At 70.9% G+C, this 20,807-nt stretch carries 19 protein-coding genes and 1 pseudogene; 8 read left to right on the top strand and 12 right to left on the bottom strand.

All coding sequences use genetic code 11. The features are described 5' to 3' along the window. Positions 1-32: 32 nt before the first annotated feature. Positions 33-89 (top strand): annotated as a pseudogene (locus ADY59_RS53800) (LamB/YcsF family protein); the annotation flags it as partial. Between the two features lie 3 nt (positions 90-92). Here the strand turns inward: ADY59_RS53800 and ADY59_RS37760 are convergent. The 4 genes from ADY59_RS37760 to ADY59_RS37745 form a co-directional block, all read right to left on the bottom strand. After that, on the bottom strand, positions 93-836 hold the full coding sequence (locus ADY59_RS37760) for a LamB/YcsF family protein (RefSeq protein WP_049573039.1): 744 nt from the start codon (positions 834-836) through the stop codon (positions 93-95). 23 nt (positions 837-859) lie between these two features. After that, the gene (locus ADY59_RS37755; RefSeq protein WP_049573037.1) at positions 860-1,618 is read right to left on the bottom strand and encodes a thioesterase family protein; all 759 of its coding nucleotides are present in this window, start codon (positions 1,616-1,618) and stop codon (positions 860-862) included. Then, positions 1,618-3,117, bottom strand: coding sequence for a hypothetical protein (locus ADY59_RS37750; protein ID WP_049573041.1), 1,500 nt, complete (start codon positions 3,115-3,117; stop codon positions 1,618-1,620). The genes ADY59_RS37755 and ADY59_RS37750 overlap by 1 nt, the downstream gene beginning before the upstream one ends. Positions 3,118-3,240: 123 nt before the next feature. Next, positions 3,241-3,465, bottom strand: a complete 225-nt coding sequence (locus tag ADY59_RS37745; RefSeq protein WP_049573034.1) for a hypothetical protein — start codon at positions 3,463-3,465, stop codon at positions 3,241-3,243. 153 nt (positions 3,466-3,618) lie between these two features. Between ADY59_RS37745 and ADY59_RS37740 the strand changes: the two genes are divergently transcribed. From ADY59_RS37740 to ADY59_RS37730, 3 genes are all read left to right on the top strand, one after another. Next, the gene (locus tag ADY59_RS37740; RefSeq protein ID WP_049573027.1) at positions 3,619-4,188 is read left to right on the top strand and encodes an HhH-GPD-type base excision DNA repair protein; all 570 of its coding nucleotides are present in this window, start codon (positions 3,619-3,621) and stop codon (positions 4,186-4,188) included. 194 nt (positions 4,189-4,382) lie between these two features. Then, positions 4,383-6,476, top strand: a complete 2,094-nt coding sequence (locus ADY59_RS37735) for a SpoIIE family protein phosphatase (protein WP_049573024.1) — start codon at positions 4,383-4,385, stop codon at positions 6,474-6,476. 242 nt (positions 6,477-6,718) lie between these two features. After that, positions 6,719-8,392 carry an RNA polymerase sigma factor gene (locus ADY59_RS37730; RefSeq protein WP_082310715.1) on the top strand — a complete coding sequence of 558 codons (1,674 nt, stop codon included), beginning with the start codon at positions 6,719-6,721 and terminating at the stop codon, positions 8,390-8,392. Between the two features lie 99 nt (positions 8,393-8,491). Here ADY59_RS37730 and ADY59_RS37725 read toward each other — a convergent pair whose 3' ends face one another. The 4 genes from ADY59_RS37725 to ADY59_RS37710 are packed head-to-tail and all read right to left on the bottom strand — an operon-like array spanning position 8,492 to position 12,270. Next, a complete protein-coding gene (locus tag ADY59_RS37725) occupies positions 8,492-9,205 on the bottom strand; it encodes a YaaA family protein (RefSeq protein ID WP_049573019.1) in 714 nt (237 codons plus the stop codon). A gap of 25 nt (positions 9,206-9,230) precedes the next feature. Next, complete coding sequence (locus tag ADY59_RS37720) at positions 9,231-10,055, bottom strand: carbohydrate ABC transporter permease (RefSeq protein ID WP_049573017.1); 825 nt, start codon at positions 10,053-10,055, stop codon at positions 9,231-9,233. Then, positions 10,052-10,951: a carbohydrate ABC transporter permease gene (locus ADY59_RS37715; RefSeq protein WP_049573014.1), complete on the bottom strand. Its 900-nt coding sequence runs from the start codon at positions 10,949-10,951 to the stop codon at positions 10,052-10,054. The genes ADY59_RS37720 and ADY59_RS37715 overlap by 4 nt, the downstream gene beginning before the upstream one ends. Further along, complete coding sequence (locus ADY59_RS37710) at positions 10,948-12,270, bottom strand: ABC transporter substrate-binding protein (protein ID WP_049573013.1); 1,323 nt, start codon at positions 12,268-12,270, stop codon at positions 10,948-10,950. The genes ADY59_RS37715 and ADY59_RS37710 overlap by 4 nt, the downstream gene beginning before the upstream one ends. 86 nt (positions 12,271-12,356) lie before the next feature. On the opposite strand from ADY59_RS37710, the gene ADY59_RS37705 reads away from it, so the two are divergent. Then, positions 12,357-13,043, top strand: a complete 687-nt coding sequence (locus ADY59_RS37705; RefSeq protein WP_049573012.1) for a GNAT family N-acetyltransferase — start codon at positions 12,357-12,359, stop codon at positions 13,041-13,043. Positions 13,044-13,181: 138 nt separating this feature from the next. Here ADY59_RS37705 and ADY59_RS52945 read toward each other — a convergent pair whose 3' ends face one another. Next, positions 13,182-13,412: a DUF7455 domain-containing protein gene (locus tag ADY59_RS52945; RefSeq protein ID WP_082310712.1), complete on the bottom strand. Its 231-nt coding sequence runs from the start codon at positions 13,410-13,412 to the stop codon at positions 13,182-13,184. A gap of 249 nt (positions 13,413-13,661) precedes the next feature. Here ADY59_RS52945 and ADY59_RS37700 point away from each other — a divergent pair, with 249 nt between their 5' ends. Continuing rightward, positions 13,662-15,728: a DNA gyrase/topoisomerase IV subunit B gene (locus ADY59_RS37700; protein WP_231619084.1), complete on the top strand. Its 2,067-nt coding sequence runs from the start codon at positions 13,662-13,664 to the stop codon at positions 15,726-15,728. A gap of 6 nt (positions 15,729-15,734) precedes the next feature. On the opposite strand, the gene ADY59_RS37695 is transcribed toward ADY59_RS37700, so the two are convergent. Next, positions 15,735-16,226: a beta-class carbonic anhydrase gene (locus tag ADY59_RS37695; protein ID WP_049573010.1), complete on the bottom strand. Its 492-nt coding sequence runs from the start codon at positions 16,224-16,226 to the stop codon at positions 15,735-15,737. Positions 16,227-16,363: 137 nt separating this feature from the next. Here ADY59_RS37695 and ADY59_RS37690 point away from each other — a divergent pair, with 137 nt between their 5' ends. Further along, the gene (locus ADY59_RS37690) at positions 16,364-16,693 is read left to right on the top strand and encodes a hypothetical protein (RefSeq protein WP_049573009.1); all 330 of its coding nucleotides are present in this window, start codon (positions 16,364-16,366) and stop codon (positions 16,691-16,693) included. On the opposite strand, the gene ADY59_RS37685 is transcribed toward ADY59_RS37690, so the two are convergent. Next, positions 16,690-17,253: a thioredoxin family protein gene (locus ADY59_RS37685; RefSeq protein ID WP_049573040.1), complete on the bottom strand. Its 564-nt coding sequence runs from the start codon at positions 17,251-17,253 to the stop codon at positions 16,690-16,692. The two genes, ADY59_RS37690 and ADY59_RS37685, sit on opposite strands and share 4 nt — an antisense overlap. A gap of 26 nt (positions 17,254-17,279) precedes the next feature. Here ADY59_RS37685 and ADY59_RS37680 point away from each other — a divergent pair, with 26 nt between their 5' ends. Then, positions 17,280-17,651 (top strand): VOC family protein, encoded by a 372-nt coding sequence (locus tag ADY59_RS37680; RefSeq protein ID WP_049573008.1) that lies wholly within the window; start codon positions 17,280-17,282, stop codon positions 17,649-17,651. Here ADY59_RS37680 and ADY59_RS37675 read toward each other — a convergent pair whose 3' ends face one another. Continuing rightward, positions 17,652-20,690 (bottom strand): glycoside hydrolase family 3 N-terminal domain-containing protein, encoded by a 3,039-nt coding sequence (locus tag ADY59_RS37675; protein ID WP_231619083.1) that lies wholly within the window; start codon positions 20,688-20,690, stop codon positions 17,652-17,654. Between the last annotated feature and the right edge of the window lie 117 nt (positions 20,691-20,807).

The following is a 20,807-nucleotide window of genomic DNA, read 5'->3' as shown; positions in this document are numbered from 1 at the left end:
GGCGCACCTGCGCCGCCGCCGTCGACCGTGGGGTGACGATCGGGGCGCAGGTGTCCTACCGCGACCTGGCCCACTTCGGGCGCCGTGCGGCTTCACGTACGAGACCCGGCCGCGAGGAGGTCGTCGCGGACCGTGCGGGCGAGGTGGACGGCGTCCGGCGTGTCGCCGTGGACGCAGAGGGAGCGGGCCTTGACCGGGACCTCGGCCCCGTCCACGGAGGTGACCGACCCCGAGACGGCCATGCGGACGGCGCGGGCCGAGACGTCGGCGGCGTCGTGCAGCACGGCGCCGGGGGAGCGGCGGGGGACGAGGGCGCCGTCGGCGGTGTAGGCGCGGTCGGCGAACGCCTCGGCGACCGTGGGGACGCCCTCGGCCGCCGCGACGGTGTGCACGACGGAGCCGGGCAGGGTGAGCACCGGCAGGGACGGGTCGTAGTCGGCGACGGCGTCGATCACGGCCTCGGCCTGCTCGCGGTCACGGCAGATCCGGTTGTAGAGGGCGCCGTGCGGCTTCACGTACGAGACCCGGCCGCCCATCGCGCGGGCGATGCCGTCGACGGCGGCGAGCTGGTAGAGCACCTCGGCGCAGAGCTCCTCCGGCTCCACGTCCATCTCCCGGCGCCCGAAGTGGGCCAGGTCGCGGTAGGACACCTGCGCCCCGATCGTCACCCCACGGTCGACGGCGGCGGCGCAGGTGCGCCTGATGGTCACCGGGTCGCCGGCGTGGAAGCCGCAGGCGACGTTGGCGCTGGTGACGATGTCGAGCAGCGCCAGGTCGTCGCCGAGCCGCCAGATGCCGAAGCCTTCGCCGAGGTCCGCGTTCAGGTCGATCACCATGCCCCCCATCATGGCGGTAGCGGCTACCTCGGCGCGACGAACAACGTCTGAGTCGCGGTCCCCACTTCGCCGTCGAGGTCGTACAGGGTGGACCGGGTGAGCCCGCGCCCGGACGGGCCGATGGCGGTGGCGGCGTCGAGGCAGATCCACTCGCCGGCGGGCGCGCGGAACAGCGAGATGGTCAGGTCGACGTTCACGAACAGGTGGGTGTCGAAGCCGAGGGCGAGACTGATGCCGTTGCCGCTGTCGGCGAACAGCGCCAGCCGCTCCGCCGGCGTGATCTCCTCACCCTCGACCAGCGCGACCCTGGACCTGCCCCACGCCGTGGCGGGACCCGTCTCGCCGGGCCCGCCCCTGGCGAACCGCCATTCGGTGGCGCGCCCGTAGCCGAAGCCTGTCGAGATCCAGGAGTCGCCCTGCGGTCCCGGCAGCGGCGGCGGGGCGGCGGCCGGCGTGGCGGGCGTGGGCGACTCGCGGATGCGCCACGCGGTGGCCCTGACGTGCTCGCGGCCGCCGCCGCTCACCGACGCCGACAGGCACTGCACGCGCTTGCCGTCTCGGACGACGTCGGTGCGGACGTCGAGGTCGGTCACGGGTACGGGACCGAGGACGTCGACCGCCAGCCGTGCCAGCTCCAGGCCGGGACGCGGGGCGGTCAGCGCCAGCTCGTGCACGAGGAGCGCCGTCACCGGCCCCAGGTGCTGGCTGGCCGGGTCCCACGGGCCCTGGGTGTGCTCCGACGCCCGGTAGCGGCCGGGCGCCAGCCGCGTGTACATGGCCATCAGATCTCGTCGGGGATGTCGGCGATGTCGTCGAGCGCGGCGGCCAGCTCCTCGGGGTCGCCGCCGATGCGCTCGGCGATCTCGATGAGCACGTGCAGCACGTCGTGGCGGTCGTGGCCGAGGTCGAGCAGCCGCTGGGCGGCCTCCCACAGCTGCGGCGGGTCGCCCTCCCACAGCCGGGTGGCGATCTCCTCGTGCCACGCCAGGTGCTCCTCGTCGATCTCGCCGACGTGGTCGATCTCCAGGAGGGTACGGCGGTCCGCCTCGTCGGCGGGGTTGAGCCGGTCGAGGTCGACGCCGTTGTGCACGCCCTGCAGGAACGGGAACGCGAACGCCCGCCTGGCCAGCGCCGACAGGTCGCCGTCGGGCAGCAGGCGCTCCAGCAGCGGCCGGTCCAGCCCGAAGGACGTCGGGTCGCGGTAGGCCTCGGGGAACTTGCCGATCGCCTCCCACACCGCGTCGAGCGTGGCCTTCAGCCCCTGCTCGGGCAGGCCGGTGCGGGCGGCGGCGAAGCGCACCCAGGCCGACAGCGCGTGCGGCATCGCCTCCTGCTCGGCCTGCGACAGCATGACCTTGCGCGGCAGCCAGTCGAGCAGGAACGTCTCGCACTTGGTCGGGCTGACCCGCAGCGGCCGGCCGAAGTCCTGCTCGCAGCCGTAGTCGATGATGTGGTCGGCGCACCGGGAGGCCGCCGACGGGTCGGACAGGTGCTCGGCCGCGTCGGAGGCGAGGAACTCGGCGGCCAGCATCGCCCGCCGCTCGCGGCTGTAGGGGGCCTCGATGTGCAGCGGAGCGGGCCGCTTGCGGCCGGGCGGCAGCGCCTTCAGGCGGGCGCGGGCGAAGGCGTGGTAGGCGCTGTAGCTGTCGCTGACCGGCGGTGTCGTCTTCGGCTCGCGGGTGGCCTTCATCGCCGATTCGAGCAGGGCCCTGGCCTGCTGCGGCTCGATCTCCTCGAACAGCAGCATCGGGTTGCCCGCGGCCTCGGCCCTGGCCTGCTCCAGCAGCTTGTCGACCTGGGAGGACACCCAGGCGTCGCGCGCCATGCCGGACATGTTGTGGTCGACGACCATGACCAGCGCGTGCCGGTCCTGGTTGTGCCGGGGCGTGGAGTCCTCGTTCCAGCGGTAGGCGAAGGTGCAGATGACGGTGTCCTGGTCGCCGTAGGCGTCGCGGGAGACGTAGCAGCCGGTGGGCTTGACGGCGCCCACCCGGTCGGCCCAGCCGGGCCTGGCGACGCCGGACTCCATCATGGCCAGCGCCGCGCCCTCGGCCTTGGCGCCCTGCCGGGCGGTGCCGAGGTAGGCCAGGCAGATCAGCAGCGTCAGCGACGCCGGCGTGCCGGCCTTGGCGGCGTAGTCGACCAGCCCCTCGCCGAGCACCTGCTCGACGTCGCCGCCCCGCACCTTCCTGCCCCACCAGGCCCCGACCATGTCGGAGACCATCAACTCCGCGTCGAGCGGGCTGCGCACGGCCAGCAGCTCGCGGGCCGCCTGCACCATCTCTTTGAACACGTCGTCGGGTGGGGTGCTCTCCCGGGGGTCTCGTCGGTGTCGGCGCACGCCCTCACTCTCTCGCATTCCAGGCGGAAACGGTGCGCAGAACGCGGTCCGGTGACTTCGATGTTATCGAGGGCCGCGCGGCGGCGGCGCGGAGTTGACGATCGCGAGCAGGTGCTCGCGGGCGATCCGCTCCACGATCTCGGGCGTAGTGGTGATGCCGAGGTGCTGCGCGCACGCGCACACGTCCTCGACGCACCGGTCGATGGTGTCCACGGGCACGGTCAGGAACTCTTCGGCCAGCCTGAGACTGACCGGCTCCTTGAGGAAGCGTGTGGCCAGAGCGAGCATAGGTGTGAGATTCCTCTGGATGCCCCAGGGCAAACCCCCAGGAATGGACGCAGGTGACTTGCGCTCTCATTTCATCTTTTCTCGGGCCGGTGTCAAGCCTCCACGACGGCTGTCTTCGCTTCTCGGCAACGGCTTTCGTGCGAAGCTGTTCCCATGCGCATCCAGCTCACCCAGCGGGCGGAGGCCGACGAACTTCTCGGCCGCAGTCCGCTCGCCCTGCTCGTCGGCATGCTGCTCGATCAGCAGGTGCCGATGGAGTGGGCGTTCACGGGTCCTCACACCATCTCCGAACGGCTCGGGCACGAGCTCACCGCCGAGGAGATCGCGGCCTACGACCCCGAGGCGTTCACCGCGCTCCTGGCCGCCAAGCCGGCGGTCCACCGCTATCCCAAGTCGATGGCGGCCCGGGTCCAGCAGCTGGCCGCCTACCTCGTCGAGCACTACGACGGCAAGCCCGAGCGCATCTGGATCGAGGCCGCCGACGGTAAGCAGTTGCTCAAACGACTGATGGAGCTTCCGGGATACGGCAAGCAGAAGGCCCAGATATTTTTGGCATTGCTGGGCAAGCAGTTGGGGGTCCAGCCGCAAGGATGGCGCGAGGCCGCCGGTCCCTACGGCGAGCAGGGGTCCTACCGGTCGGTCGCGGACGTGGTCGACGCCGACAGCCTGGGCAGAGTGCGAGCCGCCAAGCAGGCGGCCAAGCGCGCGGCGAAGGCCGAGTAGCCTGATCTTGCTGCGCAACGTGGAGCGATTTTGACAGGATGCGTTGACCGTATGGCGGCCGGGGCTTCCGTCCGCGCCCGCCCATCGCAGATGATGTACTGCAGAATCCGGTCGCCCGGAGCTGCGCTACGCCGATACACGATTATGGAGATGTGCCGCGTGGGAGACCCTGGCACGCGACGGAGGTGCCGACCATGAGCGCCGAGACCTCCGTTCCCCGTCCCCGGGAGTCGGATGTGGACGTCTCAGACTCCGCCCTCTTCGAGGGCCTGCTGTCCGAGGCAGAGTTCGCCTTTGCCTTCTTCGACACCGAGACCCGCGTCCTGCGGGTCAACGACGTCTTCGCCGAGGTCGTCGGCGTTCCCGCCGAGCGGCTGCTGGGGCGTGCCCCGGCCGAGACGCTCGCGGCCGACCTCAGCCAGCTCATCACGCACGGCGTCCAGGCCGTCATCGGCAGCGACGCGCCGGTCTCGGAGCGGCCCGTACGGGTGCGCGCGCCCGGGGGTGAGGCCCGCTACTGGTCGGTCTCCTTCTCGCCGGTGCACGACGGCGACGGCGCGCTGCAGGCCGTCGCCCTGGCCGGGCTCGACGTGACCGAGAGCCGCCTGGTCGAGGAGGACCTGCGCCGCAGCGAGGAGCGCTACCGCTCGCTGGTCGAGGCGCAGTCGCAGCTCGTCTGGATCACCTCGCCGACCGGCACGGTGGTCGAGGACGCGCCGCAGTGGCGCGCCATCACCGGCCAGGGCCTGGAGGAGTACCTGACGGCCGGCTGGCTGGACGTGGTCCACCCCGAGGAGCGCCAGCACACCGAAGAGGCCTGGAAGGAGGCGCTGCGCGGCCGCACCATGTTCGAGTGGAACTACCGCGTGCGCACCCGGGCCAGCGGCTACCGCCACTTCGAGGTGCGCGCCGTGCCGATCATCCGGCACGGCCGGGTCGTGGAGTGGGTGGGCGCCAACACCGACGTCACGCCGCAGCGTGAGGCCGAGGAGATGCGCGGCAGGCTGACCGACCAGCTCGGCGCGGCCGCCCTGCGCACCGCCCGGCTGCAGGGCGCCACCGCCATACTGGCCGAGGCGCTCACCGTCGAGCAGGTGGTGCAGGTCATCATCGACGTCGGCCGCACGGCGCTGGCCGCCGACCGCTCGGCCGTGGCGCTGCTCGACACCGACCGGGCGGCGCTCAAGCTGATCAACGGCGAGGGCGTCCCCGAGGCGTCCGGCGCCGCCGGCGAGGAGATCCCGCTGTCCAGCTCCAGCGTGATGACCATGGCGGTCAACAGCCGCAGGCCGGTGTTCGCCGAGTCGCCCGAGAGCCTGAAGACCCAGCTGCTGGAGGCCGGCGGCGACGAGCAGGTGCTGACCAACTACCTGGCCGGCAGCGACGAGCGCGCCTGGGTCGGGCTGCCGCTGCTGGCGGCTGGCCGGGCGCTGGGCGCGCTGCGCTTCTCCTTCACCCGGCCGCAGAAGATCTCCCAGGAGGACGGCGTCTTCCTGGAGGCGCTGGCCGGGCAGTGCGCCCTGGCCGTGGAGCGCGCCACGCTGTTCGAGCGTGAGCACCGCACCGCCGAGACGCTGCAGCGCAGCCTGCTGCCCGACCGCCTGCCCGTGGTCAAGGGCCTGGAGCTGGCCCAGCGCTTCCGCTCGGGCAGCCGCCACGTTCAGGTCGGCGGCGACTGGTACGACGCGTTCGTGCTGCAGGACGGCCGGGTGGCCGCGGTCGTCGGCGACGTCATGGGCAAGGGCGTCAAGGCGGCGGCCGGGATGGGTCGCATCCGCAACGCCATGCGGGCCCTGGCGCTGACCAACCCGCCGCCCGCGGCCGTCCTGACCGGGCTCGACCGGGTCTTCGACGCCACCGAGGAGGAGGAGCAGGTCACGACCCTGGCATACATGGTCGTCGAGCCGTCCACCGGCGAGGGCACGCTGGCGCTGGCCGGCCACCCGCCGCCCGTGCTGGTCTCGCCGCAGGGCACGGCGATCCTCTGCGACGCCGAGCCGGGCACTCCACTAGGCTGGCCGACCAGCCGAAGGCAGTTCCGGTTCGTGGTGCCGCCCGGCCATACCGCCGTGCTCTACTCCGACGGCCTCGTCGAGAACCGGAAGCGTGGGCTGGATGCCGGTCTCGCAGAGATTTGCAGTGTTGTGACCGAAGCGCCGCCTGAGGTCGTGAGAAGTCCGCACATGTTGCTGGACTTCCTGGTCGACCGGATGTTGTCGGGATATGAGCAAGATGATGACGTTACCGCCCTGGCCATTCACGTGCCGCCCGCCACGAAGAGTGACTGAATGAAACAGTCATAAGGGTTGCTTTCGGATATCAGTGCCGCGCTTACGTACGCACCAGTCTCTTGGTCGGCCTAGGGTGGAGGTCAACCGCCGGGAGGTGGCCGTATGGAGTGCGCGGTCGTGCCAGAATGCTTGACAGGCCCGTAGCGTTCCGCACGGCCTCACCGATCTCTGAGAGAGGCATCAGCCCCCCAGCGGGCATCTGGGTCCATTGTCGCCACGCGTTCGTTCGAGAGGTGTTCGTGTCGCCTGCAAGTTCGACTCGCTCGAAGCCACAAGAGCTGAACGAGCCCGTCATTCAGCGACTGCTCGAGCGTGGGCGCTCGCAGGGTTTCCTCGAGTCTGAGGACGTCCGTCAGGCCTTCGAGGAGGCGGACATCCCCATGTCGCACGCCGCCGCGTTCTTGCGGAACCTCAGCAAAGAGGGCGTGACCGTGGTGGTGACCGCCGCGGATTCGGCTGCGCCGAAGAAGAAGTCTCGAGGATCAGCAAAGCGCCAGACCGCCGCGCCCGTCAAGACCAAGACGGCGGCGGCCGCCAAAGAGCAGCAGCCCGAGACCGTGACCGCGGTCGTGGGCACAGCCGAAGCCGAGCCGGCGGCCAAGAAGCCGGCTCCCGCGAAGAAGGCCGCCCCGGCGGCCAAGAAGGCCGCCGCGCCCGCCAAGGCCGCGCCTGCCAAGAAGGCCAAGCCGGACAGCGCTGGGCCTGCCGACAACAAGCCGAAGGGCCCCGAGGGTCCCAAGGCCGACGCCGACGACGACGAGGACATCGAGCTCGACGGCGACGTGGAGCTCGACGACCTCGAGGACATCGACGTCGAGGAGATCACCGCAGAGGCCGATTCCGACACCGACTCCGAGGGTGATTCCGACGACGACTCCGACGACGAGCCGAAGGCCGTCGCCGAAGCCGTCGCGGTGACCGCCGAGAAGAGCGAGGACGAGGTCCTCATCCTGTCCGACGACGACGATGACGCCCCGGTCGCGCAGGTCGCGGCCGCCGGCGCCACCGCCGACCCGGTCAAGGACTACCTCAAGCAGATCGGCAAGGTCCCCCTGCTCAACGCCGAGCAGGAGGTCGAGCTGGCCAAGCGGATCGAGGCCGGCCTGTTCGCCGAGGAGCAGCTGGGCGGCGAGAGCGACGGCCTGCCGGTCGACGTCCGCGCCGAGCTGGAGTGGATCGCCGAAGACGGCCGCCGGGCCAAGAACCACCTGCTGGAGGCCAACCTCCGGCTGGTGGTCTCGCTGGCCAAGCGCTACACCGGCCGCGGCATGCTCTTCCTGGACCTGATCCAGGAAGGCAACCTGGGCCTGATCCGCGCGGTGGAGAAGTTCGACTACACCAAGGGCTACAAGTTCTCCACCTACGCCACGTGGTGGATCCGGCAGGCGATCACCAGGGCCATGGCCGACCAGGCGCGGACGATCCGCATCCCGGTCCACATGGTCGAAGTGATCAACAAGCTGGCCCGCGTCCAGCGGCAGATGCTGCAGGACCTGGGCCGCGAGCCCACGCCGGAAGAGCTCGCCCGCGAGCTGGACATGACGCCCGAGAAGGTGGTCGAGGTCCAGAAGTACGGCCGCGAGCCGATCTCCCTGCACACCCCGCTGGGTGAGGAGGGCGACAGCGAGTTCGGTGACCTCATCGAGGACTCCGAGGCCATCGTGCCGGCCGACGCCGTCAGCTTCACGCTGCTGCAGGAGCAGCTGCACTCCGTTCTCGACACGCTGTCGGAGCGCGAGGCGGGCGTCGTGTCGATGCGGTTCGGCCTCACCGACGGGCAGCCGAAGACGCTGGACGAGATCGGCAAGGTCTACGGGGTGACGCGCGAGCGCATCCGGCAGATCGAGTCCAAGACCATGTCCAAGCTGCGCCACCCGTCGCGCTCGCAGGTCCTGCGCGACTACCTGGACTAGGTTTCAGCACGAAGACCCCAAGAAGGGGGCACGGCCCGCGGGCCGTGCCCCCTTCTGACGTCCGGCGACAGTCGTTCGGGACAGTCGTCCGGAGGCTGGTCAGAGGTCGACGTCGAGCTTGCCGGGAGCGAGCCGCACGGCGTAGCCGAGGTCGTCCAGCGCCTTGGCCAGCTCGTCCGGGGCCGAGGGCGTCAGGCCGCTCTCCAGGAGCTTTCTGGCGATCTCGCCGCGGGTGGCCTTGGCCATGTGGCTGACGACCTTGCCGTCCTTGAAGACCCGTACGGACACGCCGCGGTCGCCGGGGCGCCAGGCGCCCGCGTAGGTGGCCGAGCGCAGGTCGACGACCAGGCCGGGCAGCCGGTCCAGCTCGGCGGTGATCAGCGGGCGCCAGAAGGCGGCCAGCCCGCCCAGAGGAGGCAGCGACACGCCCATCGACAGCCGGTAGGGCGGGATGCGGTCGCCGAGCCGCACGACGCCCCACAGCCCCGAGAAGATGAGCACGCTCTCCTCGGCCCTGGCCCGCGTGTCGGAGCCGAGACCGGCGAGCGCCAGGTTGTCGTAGAGCACGCCCGTGTAGAGCTCGGCGGCCGGGAGGGTGCCCGCCTCCTTGAGCGCGAGGTTCTTGGCGAGCTCGGGGGCCTGGCCGGGCGACAGGCCGAGCACGCCGAGTGCGTCGCGGCGGCGAGAGGCCTTGATCAGGGCGCTCATGACCCGCCCGCGCGGGCGGCGGAGCTTGGGGAAGGACAGCTCGCCGACGGGCGGGCCGTCTCCCGCGGACGCCTTGCCCTCGGACGGCGGCAGCAGAATCAGCACAGCCGAACCCTATACGCCCTGGTCATCACCGGTGCCCGGTGGTGGCGACGCCCTGCACGAAGTAGCGCTGCCCGGCGAAGAAGACGACGATCAGCGGCAGCGTGGTGATCACACTGGCGGCCAGCACGAGCTCCCACTTGGGGTCGCCGCCCTGGTAGAACTGGTCGACGATGGCCTTCAGCCCCCGGGGCAGCGTGAACAGGGCCGGGTCCTGCAGATAGATGAGCGGCTTCATCAGGTCGAACCAGCTCGCCTTCAGCTCGAACACGAACGCGATGATCAGCGCCGGTTTCGCCAGCGGCAACGCGATCCGCCAGAACAGGTCCAGGTACGACGCGCCGTCCACCCGGGCCGCCTCGAACACGTACCGGGGCACGCCGAGCAGGAACTGGCGCAGCAGGAAGATGTAGAACGCCGAGCCGAACAGGTTGCCCGCCCACAGCGGCACCTGCGTCCCCGTGAGCCCGGCGGCGTGCCAGATCAGGTACGTCGGCACCAGCGTCACCGCGGCCGGGAGCATCATCGTGCCCAGCACGCTCGCGAAGATCACGTTGCGCCCCGGGAAGCGGAAGTAGGCGAACCCGAACGCCACGAAGGCGCTCGACAGCGTCACCGTGACCGCCGCCGCCAGGCCCACGAGCACGGTGTTCACCAGCCACGCCAGCATCGGCGCGGCCTCCCAGACGGCCGCGTAGCTCTCCGGCGCGAACGGGTCTGGCCACGGGACGAACGGGTCGGAGAAGGTGTACGAGCGCGGTTTGAGCGAGGCGACGACCAGCCACACGAACGGGTACAGGAAGATCACCGACGCCGCCGCCAGCATGAGCCAGAAGAACGGCCGCCGCGTCATGCCCGGTCTCCCGCCTCGTAGTGCACCAGCCGGCCGCCGACCTTCCACTGCACCAGCGTGATCAGCGCGATCACCAGGAACAGCACCCAGGCCAGCGCCGAGGCGTACCCCATGTGCAGGAACTGGAAGGCCTGCTGGAACAGGTAGACGACGTAGAACAGCGCCGAGTCGCCCGACGCCTGCTGCGTCGCCTGGTTGCCGAAGAACATGGCGTACACCTGGTCGAACATCTGCAGTGAGGCGATCGTGTTGATGATCACGACGAAGAACAGCGCCGGGCTGATCATCGGCAGCGTGATCCGCCGGAACCGCGCCCAGGTCCCGGCCCCGTCGATCATCGCCGCCTCGGCCAGCTCGGCGGGCACGTTCCTGAGCGCCGCGAACAGGATGATCGTCGTCGAGCCCAGGTTCCACAGAGACATGAGCACGATGCCCGGCAGGATCCAGTCCGGGTCGGTCGTCCACTGCGGCCCGTCGATGCCGAACAGGCCGAGGAACTGGTTGACCATGCCCGCCTGGCCGTTCAGCAGGAACAGGAACAGCACCCCGACCGCGACGTACGGGGTCATCGACGGCAGATAGAAGATCGTCCGGAAGACGCCGGCGCCGCGGCCGCCGACCCGGTTCAGCATCAGCGCCAGGCCGAGCGCCAGCACGATCGCCAGCGGCACGTGCAGGGCCGTGTAGAGCACGGTGTTGCCGATCGCGACGGCCACCTTCGGGTCCTGCGCCATCCGCGCGTAGTTGGCCGTCCCGGCGAACTCCGGGCTGGAGATCAGGTCGTACTCGGTGAACGACAGCCCGAGGCTGGCGAGCATCGGGCCGAGCTGGAACAGCGCCAGCCCGATCAGCCAGGGGAGCACGAAGACGTACGCCCAGCGGGTCTCGGACCTCACGACGCGGCCCCGTCGATGGCCTTCCGCGCCTCGGCCTGGGCGCGCTCCAGGGCCTCGGCGGCATCCTGGCCGCCGAGCAGCACCCGGGTGCCGGCGTCCTCCCACGCCTTCTTGAACTCGGCCGCCGCCGGCGACTGCGGCACCACGAACCCGGCCGGCTGCACCGCCCTGATCGTCTTGACCGCCTCGTCGAACGGCGCCTTCCCGCTCGGGCGGACGATCTCGGTGAAGATCGTCCCGTCGGCCCTGGCGTTGCCGGTGAACGTGCCGATGTTCACCTTGCCCTCCTTGGTGCGCTTGTCCTGGCGGGCCCGGGCGGCGGTGACCCAGGTGTCGGCGGCGGTCATCGTCTTCATCCAGCGGCAGGCGGCCTCCGGGTTGCGCGCGCCCTTGGGCACGGCCCAGGCGTTGCCGCCGACGAGGTTGACCGGCTGCCCGTCGCGGCCCTTGAACGGCAGCACCGTGATCGCCACGTCCGGGGTGGTGCCGGCCATCGAGCTGACCAGGAACTGCTCGCTGAGCATCATGCCGACCTGGTCCTCGGCGAACGGGTTGCGGGCGCCGAAGAAGTCCCAGGTGTCCACGAACGCCTTGAGCCGCTTCCAGCCGCCCTGCGACTCGACCAGGCGGTTCGCGTACGCCATGGCCTCGGCGACGGCGGGGTCGTCCAGGCGGGAGGTGCGGCCGTCGGCGGACAGCAGGTCGGCGCCGTTGGCCTTGGCCCACAGCGGCAGGAACTCTGGCAGCTTGGGATTGAACCCGAAGCGCTCCACCTTGCCGCCGTTCGTCCTGCTCATCCTCCTGGCCAGCTCGGCGAGGCGGTCCCAGTCGGAGGTGTCGATGCTCCTCGGGTCGACCCCGGCGTCGCGGGCCGCCTCATTGTTCACGATGAGCACGATGGAGTTGTAGAACTCGGGGATGCCGTACCAGTGGCCGTCGTAGCGCACCTGCTGCCGCGCGGCCGGGTAGAAGTCGCCGGTCGCGACGGACTCCCTGCTCACGCAGTCGTCCAGCGGCTGGATGGCGCCGCGCGCGGCGTAGCTGCCCAGGCGCTCGCGCGACAGGTAGACGACGTCCGGCGGGTTGCCCGAGGCCACGGCCGACAGGAACGCCTGCTCGTCGAACGCGCCCTCGTTGATCCGGACCGTCACCTGCGGGTACGCCTTCTTGAAGGCGTCCACCCGGACCGTGGCGATCTCGTCAGGCAGCCCGAACCCCATCGTGGTCAGCGACTCGCCCGCCGGTCGCCCCGGCCCTCCCACGCCGCCGCACGCCGTCAGGACGAGCATCGCGGCGATGGCCCCTGCCAGCCGGGACATGGCAACCCCTTTCACAGCCCTTTTGCTGGAGGAGGGACTTACCTGGAGTGATGCCCCCAAACCCAGGTCAGCTAGGCTCCCCGGCCATGGATGTCGACCTCCTCGTCCACGAGGCGTGGCCCGCGTACGAACAGGTGAGCCGCGACGGCTGGATCCTGCGCCACGCCGGCGGGGTGACCAAGCGGGCGAACTCGGTGCTGCCCCTCGGGAGCCCGCCCGACCTGGGCGCGGCCATCGAGGCGGCCGAGGCGTTCTACGCGGGCCTGGGGCAGGCGTGCGCCTTCTCGATCGGGCCCGGCGCCACGCCCGGGCTCGACGCCGAACTGGAAAGTCGCGGCTACGCGCTGGTGGACCCCACCGTCGTCATGTCCGGCCCCGTCACGGGCGCCCCCGCCCATCCCGTACGGGTCGAGGACCGCCCCTGGGACGGCTGGGCGCGGACGTGGTGGCAGGTGGACGGCCGCTACGGCGACGGCCTGCGCGAGGCCGGGCGCATCCTCACGGGCGTGCCCGCGCGCTACGCGGCCGTGGAGGAGGACGGCGTCCCGGTGGCTGTGGGCCGGGGCGTGCCCCAGGGGGACACCGTCGGGATCTACTGCATGGCGACGCTGCCGTCGGCCCGCCGGCGCGGGCTGGCCCGCAGCGTCCTGCGGGCGCTGGCCGGGGGAGGGCACGCCTACCTGGGGGTCACGGCGGGCAACCGCGCCGCCCAGGCCCTCTACCGAAGCGAAGGGCTGACCCCCACGGCCGGCTACCACTACCGCGTGCGCTGACCTGGACGTCCGCGTGGCTCGTCCGTGCGGCTCGTCCGTGCGGCTCCTCCACACGGACGCAGAACGGCGATCCCGGGCGGGTGCCCGGGATCGCCGTTCTGTCATGCAATATGTGGTTATCTCATCACGGCCAGCGCGTCAGCGCTCACCGTTGGGGGCGTGGGCAGGTGTTTCGCTGAGTCGAGCCGACTCGTCCAGGATGTCGGCACCCTTTTCGCGCAGCGCCGCGACGTGCTGACGCCCGTGGTGGGCGCAGAACAGCAGCTCCCCGCCCACGGGCAGGGTCGCGCGAATGTATGCCTGGGCACCGCAACGGTCGCAGCGGTCGAGGGCCGTCAGCGGCTTAACGGGGGCAAGAGCTCCAGTCACGTATCGCCTTTCGGGTCACCCCCGCCGAAGCGAGGATCTGGCGTCAGTCACTTGGAACAACATCTAACCGGACGTGGACGTTCCCAACCTCCCCCTCGCTACGCCCAGAGCGGAATGTGTCCGAAAGTAATGCTGATCAGCCCGCCGGTAACGCCAAACGTGACCGCATGGCAAGCTTGTACGCGTGCGTCGGGGAAGAACGGTAGGCTACGCACACGTGTTCGATGAAAAGTGACCAGAGGAGCTGGAGTGACGCTAGTGGAGGCGGGTTACACAGCTCGTCACCTGTCGGTGCTGGAGGGCCTCGAAGCCGTCCGCAAACGACCGGGCATGTACATCGGGTCGACCGACAGCCGCGGGCTCATGCACTGCCTCTGGGAGATCGTCGACAACGGCGTCGACGAGGCGCTCGGCGGCCACTGCGACCGCATCGAGGTCGAGCTCCACGCCGACGGCTCCATCGAGGTGCGCGACAACGGTCGCGGCATCCCGGTCGACGTCGAGCCCAAGAGCGGGCTGGCCGGCGTCGAGCTCGTCTACACCAAGCTGCACGCCGGCGGTAAGTTCGGCGGCGGCTCCTATGCGGCCTCCGGCGGCCTGCACGGCGTCGGCGCCTCCGTGGTCAACGCGCTGTCGGCGCGCCTCGACGTCGAGGTCGACCGCGACGGCCAGGTCCACGAGATCAGCTTCCGGCGCGGCGTGCCGGGCGTGTTCGACGGCGACGGGCCCACGGCCAAGTTCCGCAAGAAGTCGGGCCTGCGCGACGGCGGCAAGCTGCCCAAGCGCGTCACCGGCACCCGGGTGCGGTTCTGGGCCGACAAGCAGATCTTCCTGCCCGACGCGGAGGTCTCCCTCGACGAGATCCACGTCCGGCTGCGCCAGACCGCGTTCCTGGTCCCCGGCCTCACCCTGGTCGTCATCGACAGCCGTCACGAGGAGCGCGTCGAGGAGGAGTTCCGCTTCGACGGCGGCATCTCCGAGTTCACCGAGTTCCTGGCCCGCGACGAGGCCGTCTGCGAAGTGCTGCGGCTGCAGGGCGTCGGCCACTTCCACGAGACCGTCCCGGTCCTCGACGACCAGGGCCACATGACGCCCACCGAGGTCCAGCGCGAGCTCACCGTCGACGTGGCCGTGCGCTGGGGCAAGGGCTACGAGTCGACCGTGCGCTCGTTCGTCAACGTGATCGCCACCCCCAAGGGCGGCACCCACGTCACCGGCTTCGAGCGGGCGCTGGCGCGCACGATCAACGACCAGTTGCGCGAGACCCGCCTGCTGAAGAACGGCGACGACCCGGTCAACAAGGAGGACATCTCCGAGGGCCTGACCGCCGTCGTCACCATCCGGGTGCCCGAGCCGCAGTTCGAGGGGCAGACCAAGGAGGTGCTGGGCACCTCGGCGGCCACCCGCATCGTCTCCCACGTGGTCAGCCGCGAGCTCAAGGAGATGTTCGCCAACCCGCCGCGCGGCATGAAGCAGCCGCTGCGCGCCGTGCTGGAGAAGATCGTCGCCGCCGCCAAGGCGCGCATCGCCGCCCGCGAGCACCGGGAGAACCAGCGCCGCAAGAGCGCCCTGGAAAACTCCGCGCTGCCTGCCAAGCTCGTCGACTGCCGCAGCGACGGCGTCGACCGCAGCGAGCTGTTCATCGTCGAGGGCGACTCGGCGCTCGGCACGGCCAAGCTGGCCCGCGACTCCGAGTTCCAGGCGTTGCTGCCGATCCGCGGCAAGATCCTCAACGTGCAGAAGGCGTCCGTGAGCGACATGCTCAAGAACGCCGAGTGCGCCGCGATCATCCAGGTGGTGGGCGCCGGTTCGGGCCGCTCCTTCGACATCGAGGCCGCCCGCTACGGCAAGATCATCTTGATGGCCGACGCCGACGTCGACGGCGCCCACATCCGCTGCCTGCTGCTCACGCTCTTCCACCGCTACATGAAGCCGATGGTCGAGGCGGGCCGGGTCTTCGCCGCGGTCCCGCCGCTGCACCGCATCGAGCTGTCCAACCCGGGCCGGGGCAAGGACAAGTACATCTACTGCTACTCCGACAGCGAGCTGCAGAAGGTGCTGCGCGACCTGGAGCGGCGCGGCAAGCGCTGGAAGGACCCGGTCCAGCGCTACAAGGGCCTGGGGGAGATGGACGCCGACCAGCTCGCCGAGACCACCATGGACCCGCGCCACCGCATCCTGCGCCGGGTCCGCATCGAGGACGTCGAGGAGGCCGAGAGCATCTTCAGCCTCCTCATGGGCAGCGACGTGGCGCCCCGGCGCGAGTTCATCGTCAAGAGCGCCGCCGAGATCGACCGCGACCACATCGACGCCTGACGCCCCTTACGCCACGGGTCGCAGCATCCCCGTCCGCACGTCGTAGATCGCCCCCTGCACCGGCATGTCCGGCGGCAGGAAGGGCGATGACGAGATGCGGGTCAGGTCGTGCCGCAGGGCGGCGTTCTGGTCCGGCACCGTGTGAAACTCCAGGCTGCGCGTGTCGACGCCGCTGCTCTGTGTCAGGCCGTGCACGTCGGCGTCGGTCACCTTGGTCATGCCGCAGTCGGTGTGCGGCATGACCAGCACCCGGCGCACGCCGAGCAGGTAGACGCCCAGCACGAGGGTGCGCAGCACGTCGTCGGTGACGCGCGCGCCCGCGTTGCGCAGGATCTTGGCGTCGCCGGGCTTGAGCCCCAGCAGCCCGAGCGGGTCGATCCGGGAGTCCATGCAGGTCACGACCGCCAGCCCGCGTGCCGCGGTGCCGGAGAGACCGGACTCCTTGAACTTCTTGGCGAACTTCGCATTGGCGGCGAGAACGTCGTCGAACGCATCCATGCCCCCGATGATCCCGCATGCCCCTCCGGCGGGAATTCGCGGGGTGGCGCTCCGCCGTACTTCACTAACAACCCGCGATCACTGCTAGCTTTGCGTGATGATGTGGTAGCCCAACGTGAAGTAGAAAAGGGTCCGTCTTGAGCAGGTCCGAGTCGCTCGCCGCGTATGTGCGAGCCCAGGCCAGGCGCCGCCTGGACCGTGTGGAGTCCAACGACGGCGGCCGCAACGCCAGATGCGCGCTGGCCCTGCTCGACGCCGCCGCCTACGCCGCGGCGCTGCCCGACGACGACCCGCTCATCCTCATGCTCGACCAGGCCGGCTGCTACGGGCCGCTCGGATGCGAGGACTTCGACCCGGGCCCGGCCGGTGACCGGCTGGTGCGCGGCTGGCTGGGCGGCGAGCCGCACGAGCTCCTGCTGTCGCTGCCCGCCACGATCACCGCCGCCGCCGAGTGGGAGTCGCACTAGACCGGCTCGTTGCCCGGCTTCCACTTGATGCCGCAGCCGATGGCCGGCGCCTGGTCCGGGCTGACCGGCGTGCCCTCCAGCAGCGCGTCGACGGCGGCCCGCACCGACGAGCCCGTCACCGGGACCCCGTTGCCGGGCCGCGAGCCGTCGAACTCGCCCCGGTAGGCCAGCTTGAGGTCGGCGTCGTAGAGGAACAGGTCGGGCGTGCACGCGGCCCTGTAGGCCTTGGCGACCTCCTGGGTGTCGTCCAGCAGATAGGGGAAGCCGAAACCGGCCCGGGCGGCCTGCTCGGCCAGGTGTGTCGGGTCGTCGTCCGGGTAGTTCACGCTGTCGTTGCTGCAGATGGCCACGACCGACAGGCGTGAGCCGTAGCCGGCGGCGAACGCGCCCAGACCGTGCTCGATGTGGCGGACGTACGGGCAGTGGTTGGACAGGAAGACCACGAGCGTGGCGGGTGAGCCGCGCAGATCGTCGAGCGAGACGCTGCCGCCGCTGACGGCGGTGAGGTCGAACGGGGGCGCGGGCGTGCCGAGAGGAACCATGAACGAGTTCGCAGCCATGCGGACCATCATCCCGGAGGTGAGCCATGGACGGCATCGCGGAGTTCCACTCCACGGTGATCGACTGTCCCGACCCGCGAGCTCTGGCGGGCTTCTACTCCCAGCTGCTGGGCTGGCCGGTGACCCATGACGACGACGACTGGGCCGTGGTGACGGAGACCGGCTCGCCGATGCGGCTGGCGTTCCAGCGCGCCGACGACTACCGGCCGCCCGTCTGGCCGGCCGGCGAGCGGCCCCAGCAGCTCCACATCGACACCGTCGTCGACGACCTGGACAAGGCCGAGGAACAGGTGCTCAAGATCGGCGCCACCAAGCACGAGGTCCAGCCGAGCGAGGACGACAACTTCCGCGTCTATCTCGACCCGGCCGGACACCCGTTCTGCCTCGTCGTCGACTGATCAGCGGGCGGCCCGCGCCAGCAGCTCCACCGCCTTCCTCAGCTCGCCCGAGGCGAGCTCGTGGTCGGCGAGCGCCTGCAGGCCGGGCTGCCCGCCGGCGGCCTGGGCCAGGTCCCTGGCCACGGAGACGACGGCGTCGCCCTGCGCGAACGTGTCCGTCCTGGAGCGTTCGAGCAGCGCCGCCGTCGTCTCGACGGCGCGCAGCACGGCCCGCGTGTCGCGCACGGTGCCGTCGGCGTTCCAGTTGCGGCCCAGCGTCGCGGCCGTCAGCACCGCCGCGGCGGCCTTCGACAGTGCGTCGCCCCTCGCCAGCCGGTCCCGCACGGCCTTCAGCCGCTCGCGTCCCGAATCCGTCCGCAGTCCCCATCCGTACGGGAACAGCGGGTCGTACGACGCGTCACCGACGTTGATCGGGATCTGCGCCACCGAGCGGAACCAGGTGAACGGCAGCCGCCCGGTGTACGGGACGGCCCCGAACAGCGGGTCGGCCACCCCGGCGCCCTCGGTGCCCGGCAGCCACGCCGCCACCACGGCCTCCACGCCCGACAGGTCGCCGAGCTGCATCGGCCGGCCGGAGACCACCAGCACCACGCACCTCATCGCCCCGCACACCGCGTCGATCGCCGCCCGGTCGGCCGCCTGCGGCTCCAGCGTGCGCCCGCCGTTGCCCACGTCGCCGACACCCTCGGCGTACGGCGTCTCACCGACCACCACCACGCCCACGTCGTGCCCGCCGAGCGGCGCCGAGGCGTCGCGCGAGTAGGTCACCGAGGCGGCGCGGTCGCGGATCGCCGACAGGATCGTGGTCCCCGGCGTGATCGGCCCGGACGAGCCCTGCCAGCTGATCGTCCAGCCGCCCGACTGGTTGCCGATGTCGTCGGCGTTCGAGCCCGCCACGTAGACCTTGGCGTCACGGCGCAGCGGCAGCAGCCCGCCGTCGTTCTTCAGCAGCACCTGCGACTTCGCCGCCGCCGTCCGCGCCACCGCGCGGTGCGCCGCCGAGCCGACCTCGTCCAGCTCCGACCGGTCCGCGTACGGGCGTTCGAACAGGCCCAGCTCGAACTTCTGGGTCAGAATTCTGGTGACCGCGTCGTCGATCCTGGCCATCGGCACCCGGCCGGCCTCGACCTCGGCCTTCAGCGTGGTGGTGAACGCCGGGTAGGCGTACGGCACCATGATCATGTCGAGCCCGGCGTTGACCGAGGTGCGCACGTCGCTCGGGTAGTCGCCGGGGATCTGGTCGATCGCCTGCCAGTCGCTGACCACGAAGCCGCCGAAGCGCATCCGTCCCTTGAGCACGTCGGTGATCAGCTCCCGGTGCGCGTGCATCTTCAGGGGCCCGTCGCCGAAGTCCACGCTGGAGAACGACGGCATGACCGTCGCCACCTCCCGCTTGACCGCCTCGGCGAACGGCGCCAGATGGATCGCCGCCAGCTCGTCCCGGCTCGTCTCGGTGACGCCCTGGTCGATGGTGTAGCTGCCGGTGGCCGACGAGCCGTACGTGGTGCCGCCGTCGCCGGCGTAGTGCTTGGCGGTGGCCAGCACGCCGTGCTTCTGCAGCCCGTCGACGATCGAGGCCATCCGGCTCACCAGCGCCGGGTCCTCGCCGAACGACTCGTACACCCGTCCCCAGCGGTCGTCGCGTGACACGCACAGGCACGGCGCGAAGTTCCACGGGATGCCCGTCGCCTTCACCTCGCGCGCGGTGATCTCACCCGTCTTCTCGACCAGATCGGGGTCGCGGGCGGCGCCCAGCCCGATGTTGTGCGGGAAGATCGTCGCGCCGACCACGTTGTTGTGCCCGTGCACCGCGTCCACGCCGTAGATCAGCGGGATCTGCAGCCGCGTCTGCCGCGCCCGCAGCTGGTAGCCGTCCACCATGTCGGCCCACGCCCCGGGCGTGTTCGTGGAGGGAGTCGAGCCGCCGCCCGACAGCAGCGAGCCGAGCAGGTAGGTGGCGATGTCGTTCTGGCTGCCGAGCGCGCCGCGCTCGGCCTGCGTCATCTGGCCGACCTTCTCCGCCGTCGTCATCCGCCCCAGCAGGTCCGCGACCCGCTGCCGGGTGGGCTTGCGGGAGTCCAGGTACGGCAGGCCGTGCGCGTCGATGACGACGGCCGGGTTCTCCGCCGGAGGCCGGGTGCCTTCGCCGGACAGCACGATCGGGATCGTCTCGGCGACCTCGTCCTGCCCGTCGCGCAGCGTCCTGACGGTGAACGCCCGCGCCGACCCGGACGGGGTGCCCGCCGGGAACGTCAGCGTGCCCTCGACCGGCGTGTAGTCCGCACCGGGGGTGGCCGTGCCGATGCCGGTCGCGTACCCGACGGTGAGGTCGGCCGGGAGCGGCCCGCCGGTGGCCGTGCTGACCGAGACGCGCACCTCGGCCGCGCCCTTCTCCTTCACCGGGTAGACCGGCGCGTCCGTGGCGAGCCGTACCGGACGGGGCGGCGCCGTGCCGTACACCTGCACGTCGTCCCAGAGCAGCGTGCCGGCGGAGTTCGCGGGCAGCCGCATCGAGTAGCCCCACATGGAGACCAGGTCGAGCTCGCCGTCGGAGGGCGCGCCGCCGGGCTGGTAGTCGGTGCGGCGGGTGAAGTCGGCGAACGGCACCCGGATCTGCCGCCACCCCGCGGTGTCGTCCACGAACGACGACTCGAACAGCTCCGCCGCGCCCGCCCCGGCGCCGCCGTCCTTCACCTCGAAGAAGATCCGCTGCCCGGTGGCCGTGCCGTTCACCCAGAAGGAGAAGCCTTCGTACGGCGCCCAGTCCTGGGCGGTCGTGAGATCGTGCGACCAGCCGCCCCACTGGCTGACGGTGTAGACGGTGCTCAGCGCCTGGCCCGGCCGGTCCCCGCCGGGCACCAGCGCCAGGGCCGGGGTCGAGGCGGCGTCGTTGCCCCAGCCGGTGACGCCGGGCGGCAGGGCGCCGCCTTCGAAGTCGGTCACGGTCAGCGGCTCGGCCGCCGCCTGCACCGGTGGCGCCACCACGAACGACACGACCAGCGCGACCGCCGCCCACAGCGACGTCCTTAATCGGATCACGATACCTCCCATAGAGAGCGCTCTCTCACAAGGGATCGGACCGACCGGGCATTTCATAACACCCCATCCGCACCCACCCTCCACGGCGGCCCCTGCCCTGTCTCTTATTACACATCT

Source organism: Nonomuraea sp. SBT364 (assembly GCF_001083785.1).
Lineage (GTDB): Bacteria > Actinomycetota > Actinomycetes > Streptosporangiales > Streptosporangiaceae > Nonomuraea.
Note: the sequence above shows the minus strand (reverse complement) of the source record. Positions and strands in the feature narration are given on the sequence as shown.

Excerpts from the sequence above, each read along its gene's own strand:
- ADY59_RS37720 (WP_049573017.1), bottom strand. The coding sequence starts at position 10,055 with ATGACGCGGCGGCCGTTCTTCTGGCTCATGCTGGCGGCGGCGTCGGTG.
- ADY59_RS37735 (WP_049573024.1), top strand. The coding sequence starts at position 4,383 with ATGAGCGCCGAGACCTCCGTTCCCCGTCCCCGGGAGTCGGATGTGGAC.
- ADY59_RS37755 (WP_049573037.1), bottom strand. The coding sequence starts at position 1,618 with ATGGCCATGTACACGCGGCTGGCGCCCGGCCGCTACCGGGCGTCGGAG.
- ADY59_RS37705 (WP_049573012.1), top strand. The coding sequence starts at position 12,357 with ATGGATGTCGACCTCCTCGTCCACGAGGCGTGGCCCGCGTACGAACAG.
- ADY59_RS37745 (WP_049573034.1), bottom strand. The coding sequence starts at position 3,465 with ATGCTCGCTCTGGCCACACGCTTCCTCAAGGAGCCGGTCAGTCTCAGG.
- ADY59_RS37750 (WP_049573041.1), bottom strand. The coding sequence starts at position 3,117 with ATGGTGCAGGCGGCCCGCGAGCTGCTGGCCGTGCGCAGCCCGCTCGAC.
- ADY59_RS37760 (WP_049573039.1), bottom strand. The coding sequence starts at position 836 with ATGGTGATCGACCTGAACGCGGACCTCGGCGAAGGCTTCGGCATCTGG.
- ADY59_RS37710 (WP_049573013.1), bottom strand. The coding sequence starts at position 12,270 with ATGTCCCGGCTGGCAGGGGCCATCGCCGCGATGCTCGTCCTGACGGCG.
- ADY59_RS37680 (WP_049573008.1), top strand. The coding sequence starts at position 17,280 with ATGGACGGCATCGCGGAGTTCCACTCCACGGTGATCGACTGTCCCGAC.
- ADY59_RS37685 (WP_049573040.1), bottom strand. The coding sequence starts at position 17,253 with ATGGCTGCGAACTCGTTCATGGTTCCTCTCGGCACGCCCGCGCCCCCG.
- ADY59_RS37740 (WP_049573027.1), top strand. The coding sequence starts at position 3,619 with ATGCGCATCCAGCTCACCCAGCGGGCGGAGGCCGACGAACTTCTCGGC.
- ADY59_RS37695 (WP_049573010.1), bottom strand. The coding sequence starts at position 16,226 with ATGGATGCGTTCGACGACGTTCTCGCCGCCAATGCGAAGTTCGCCAAG.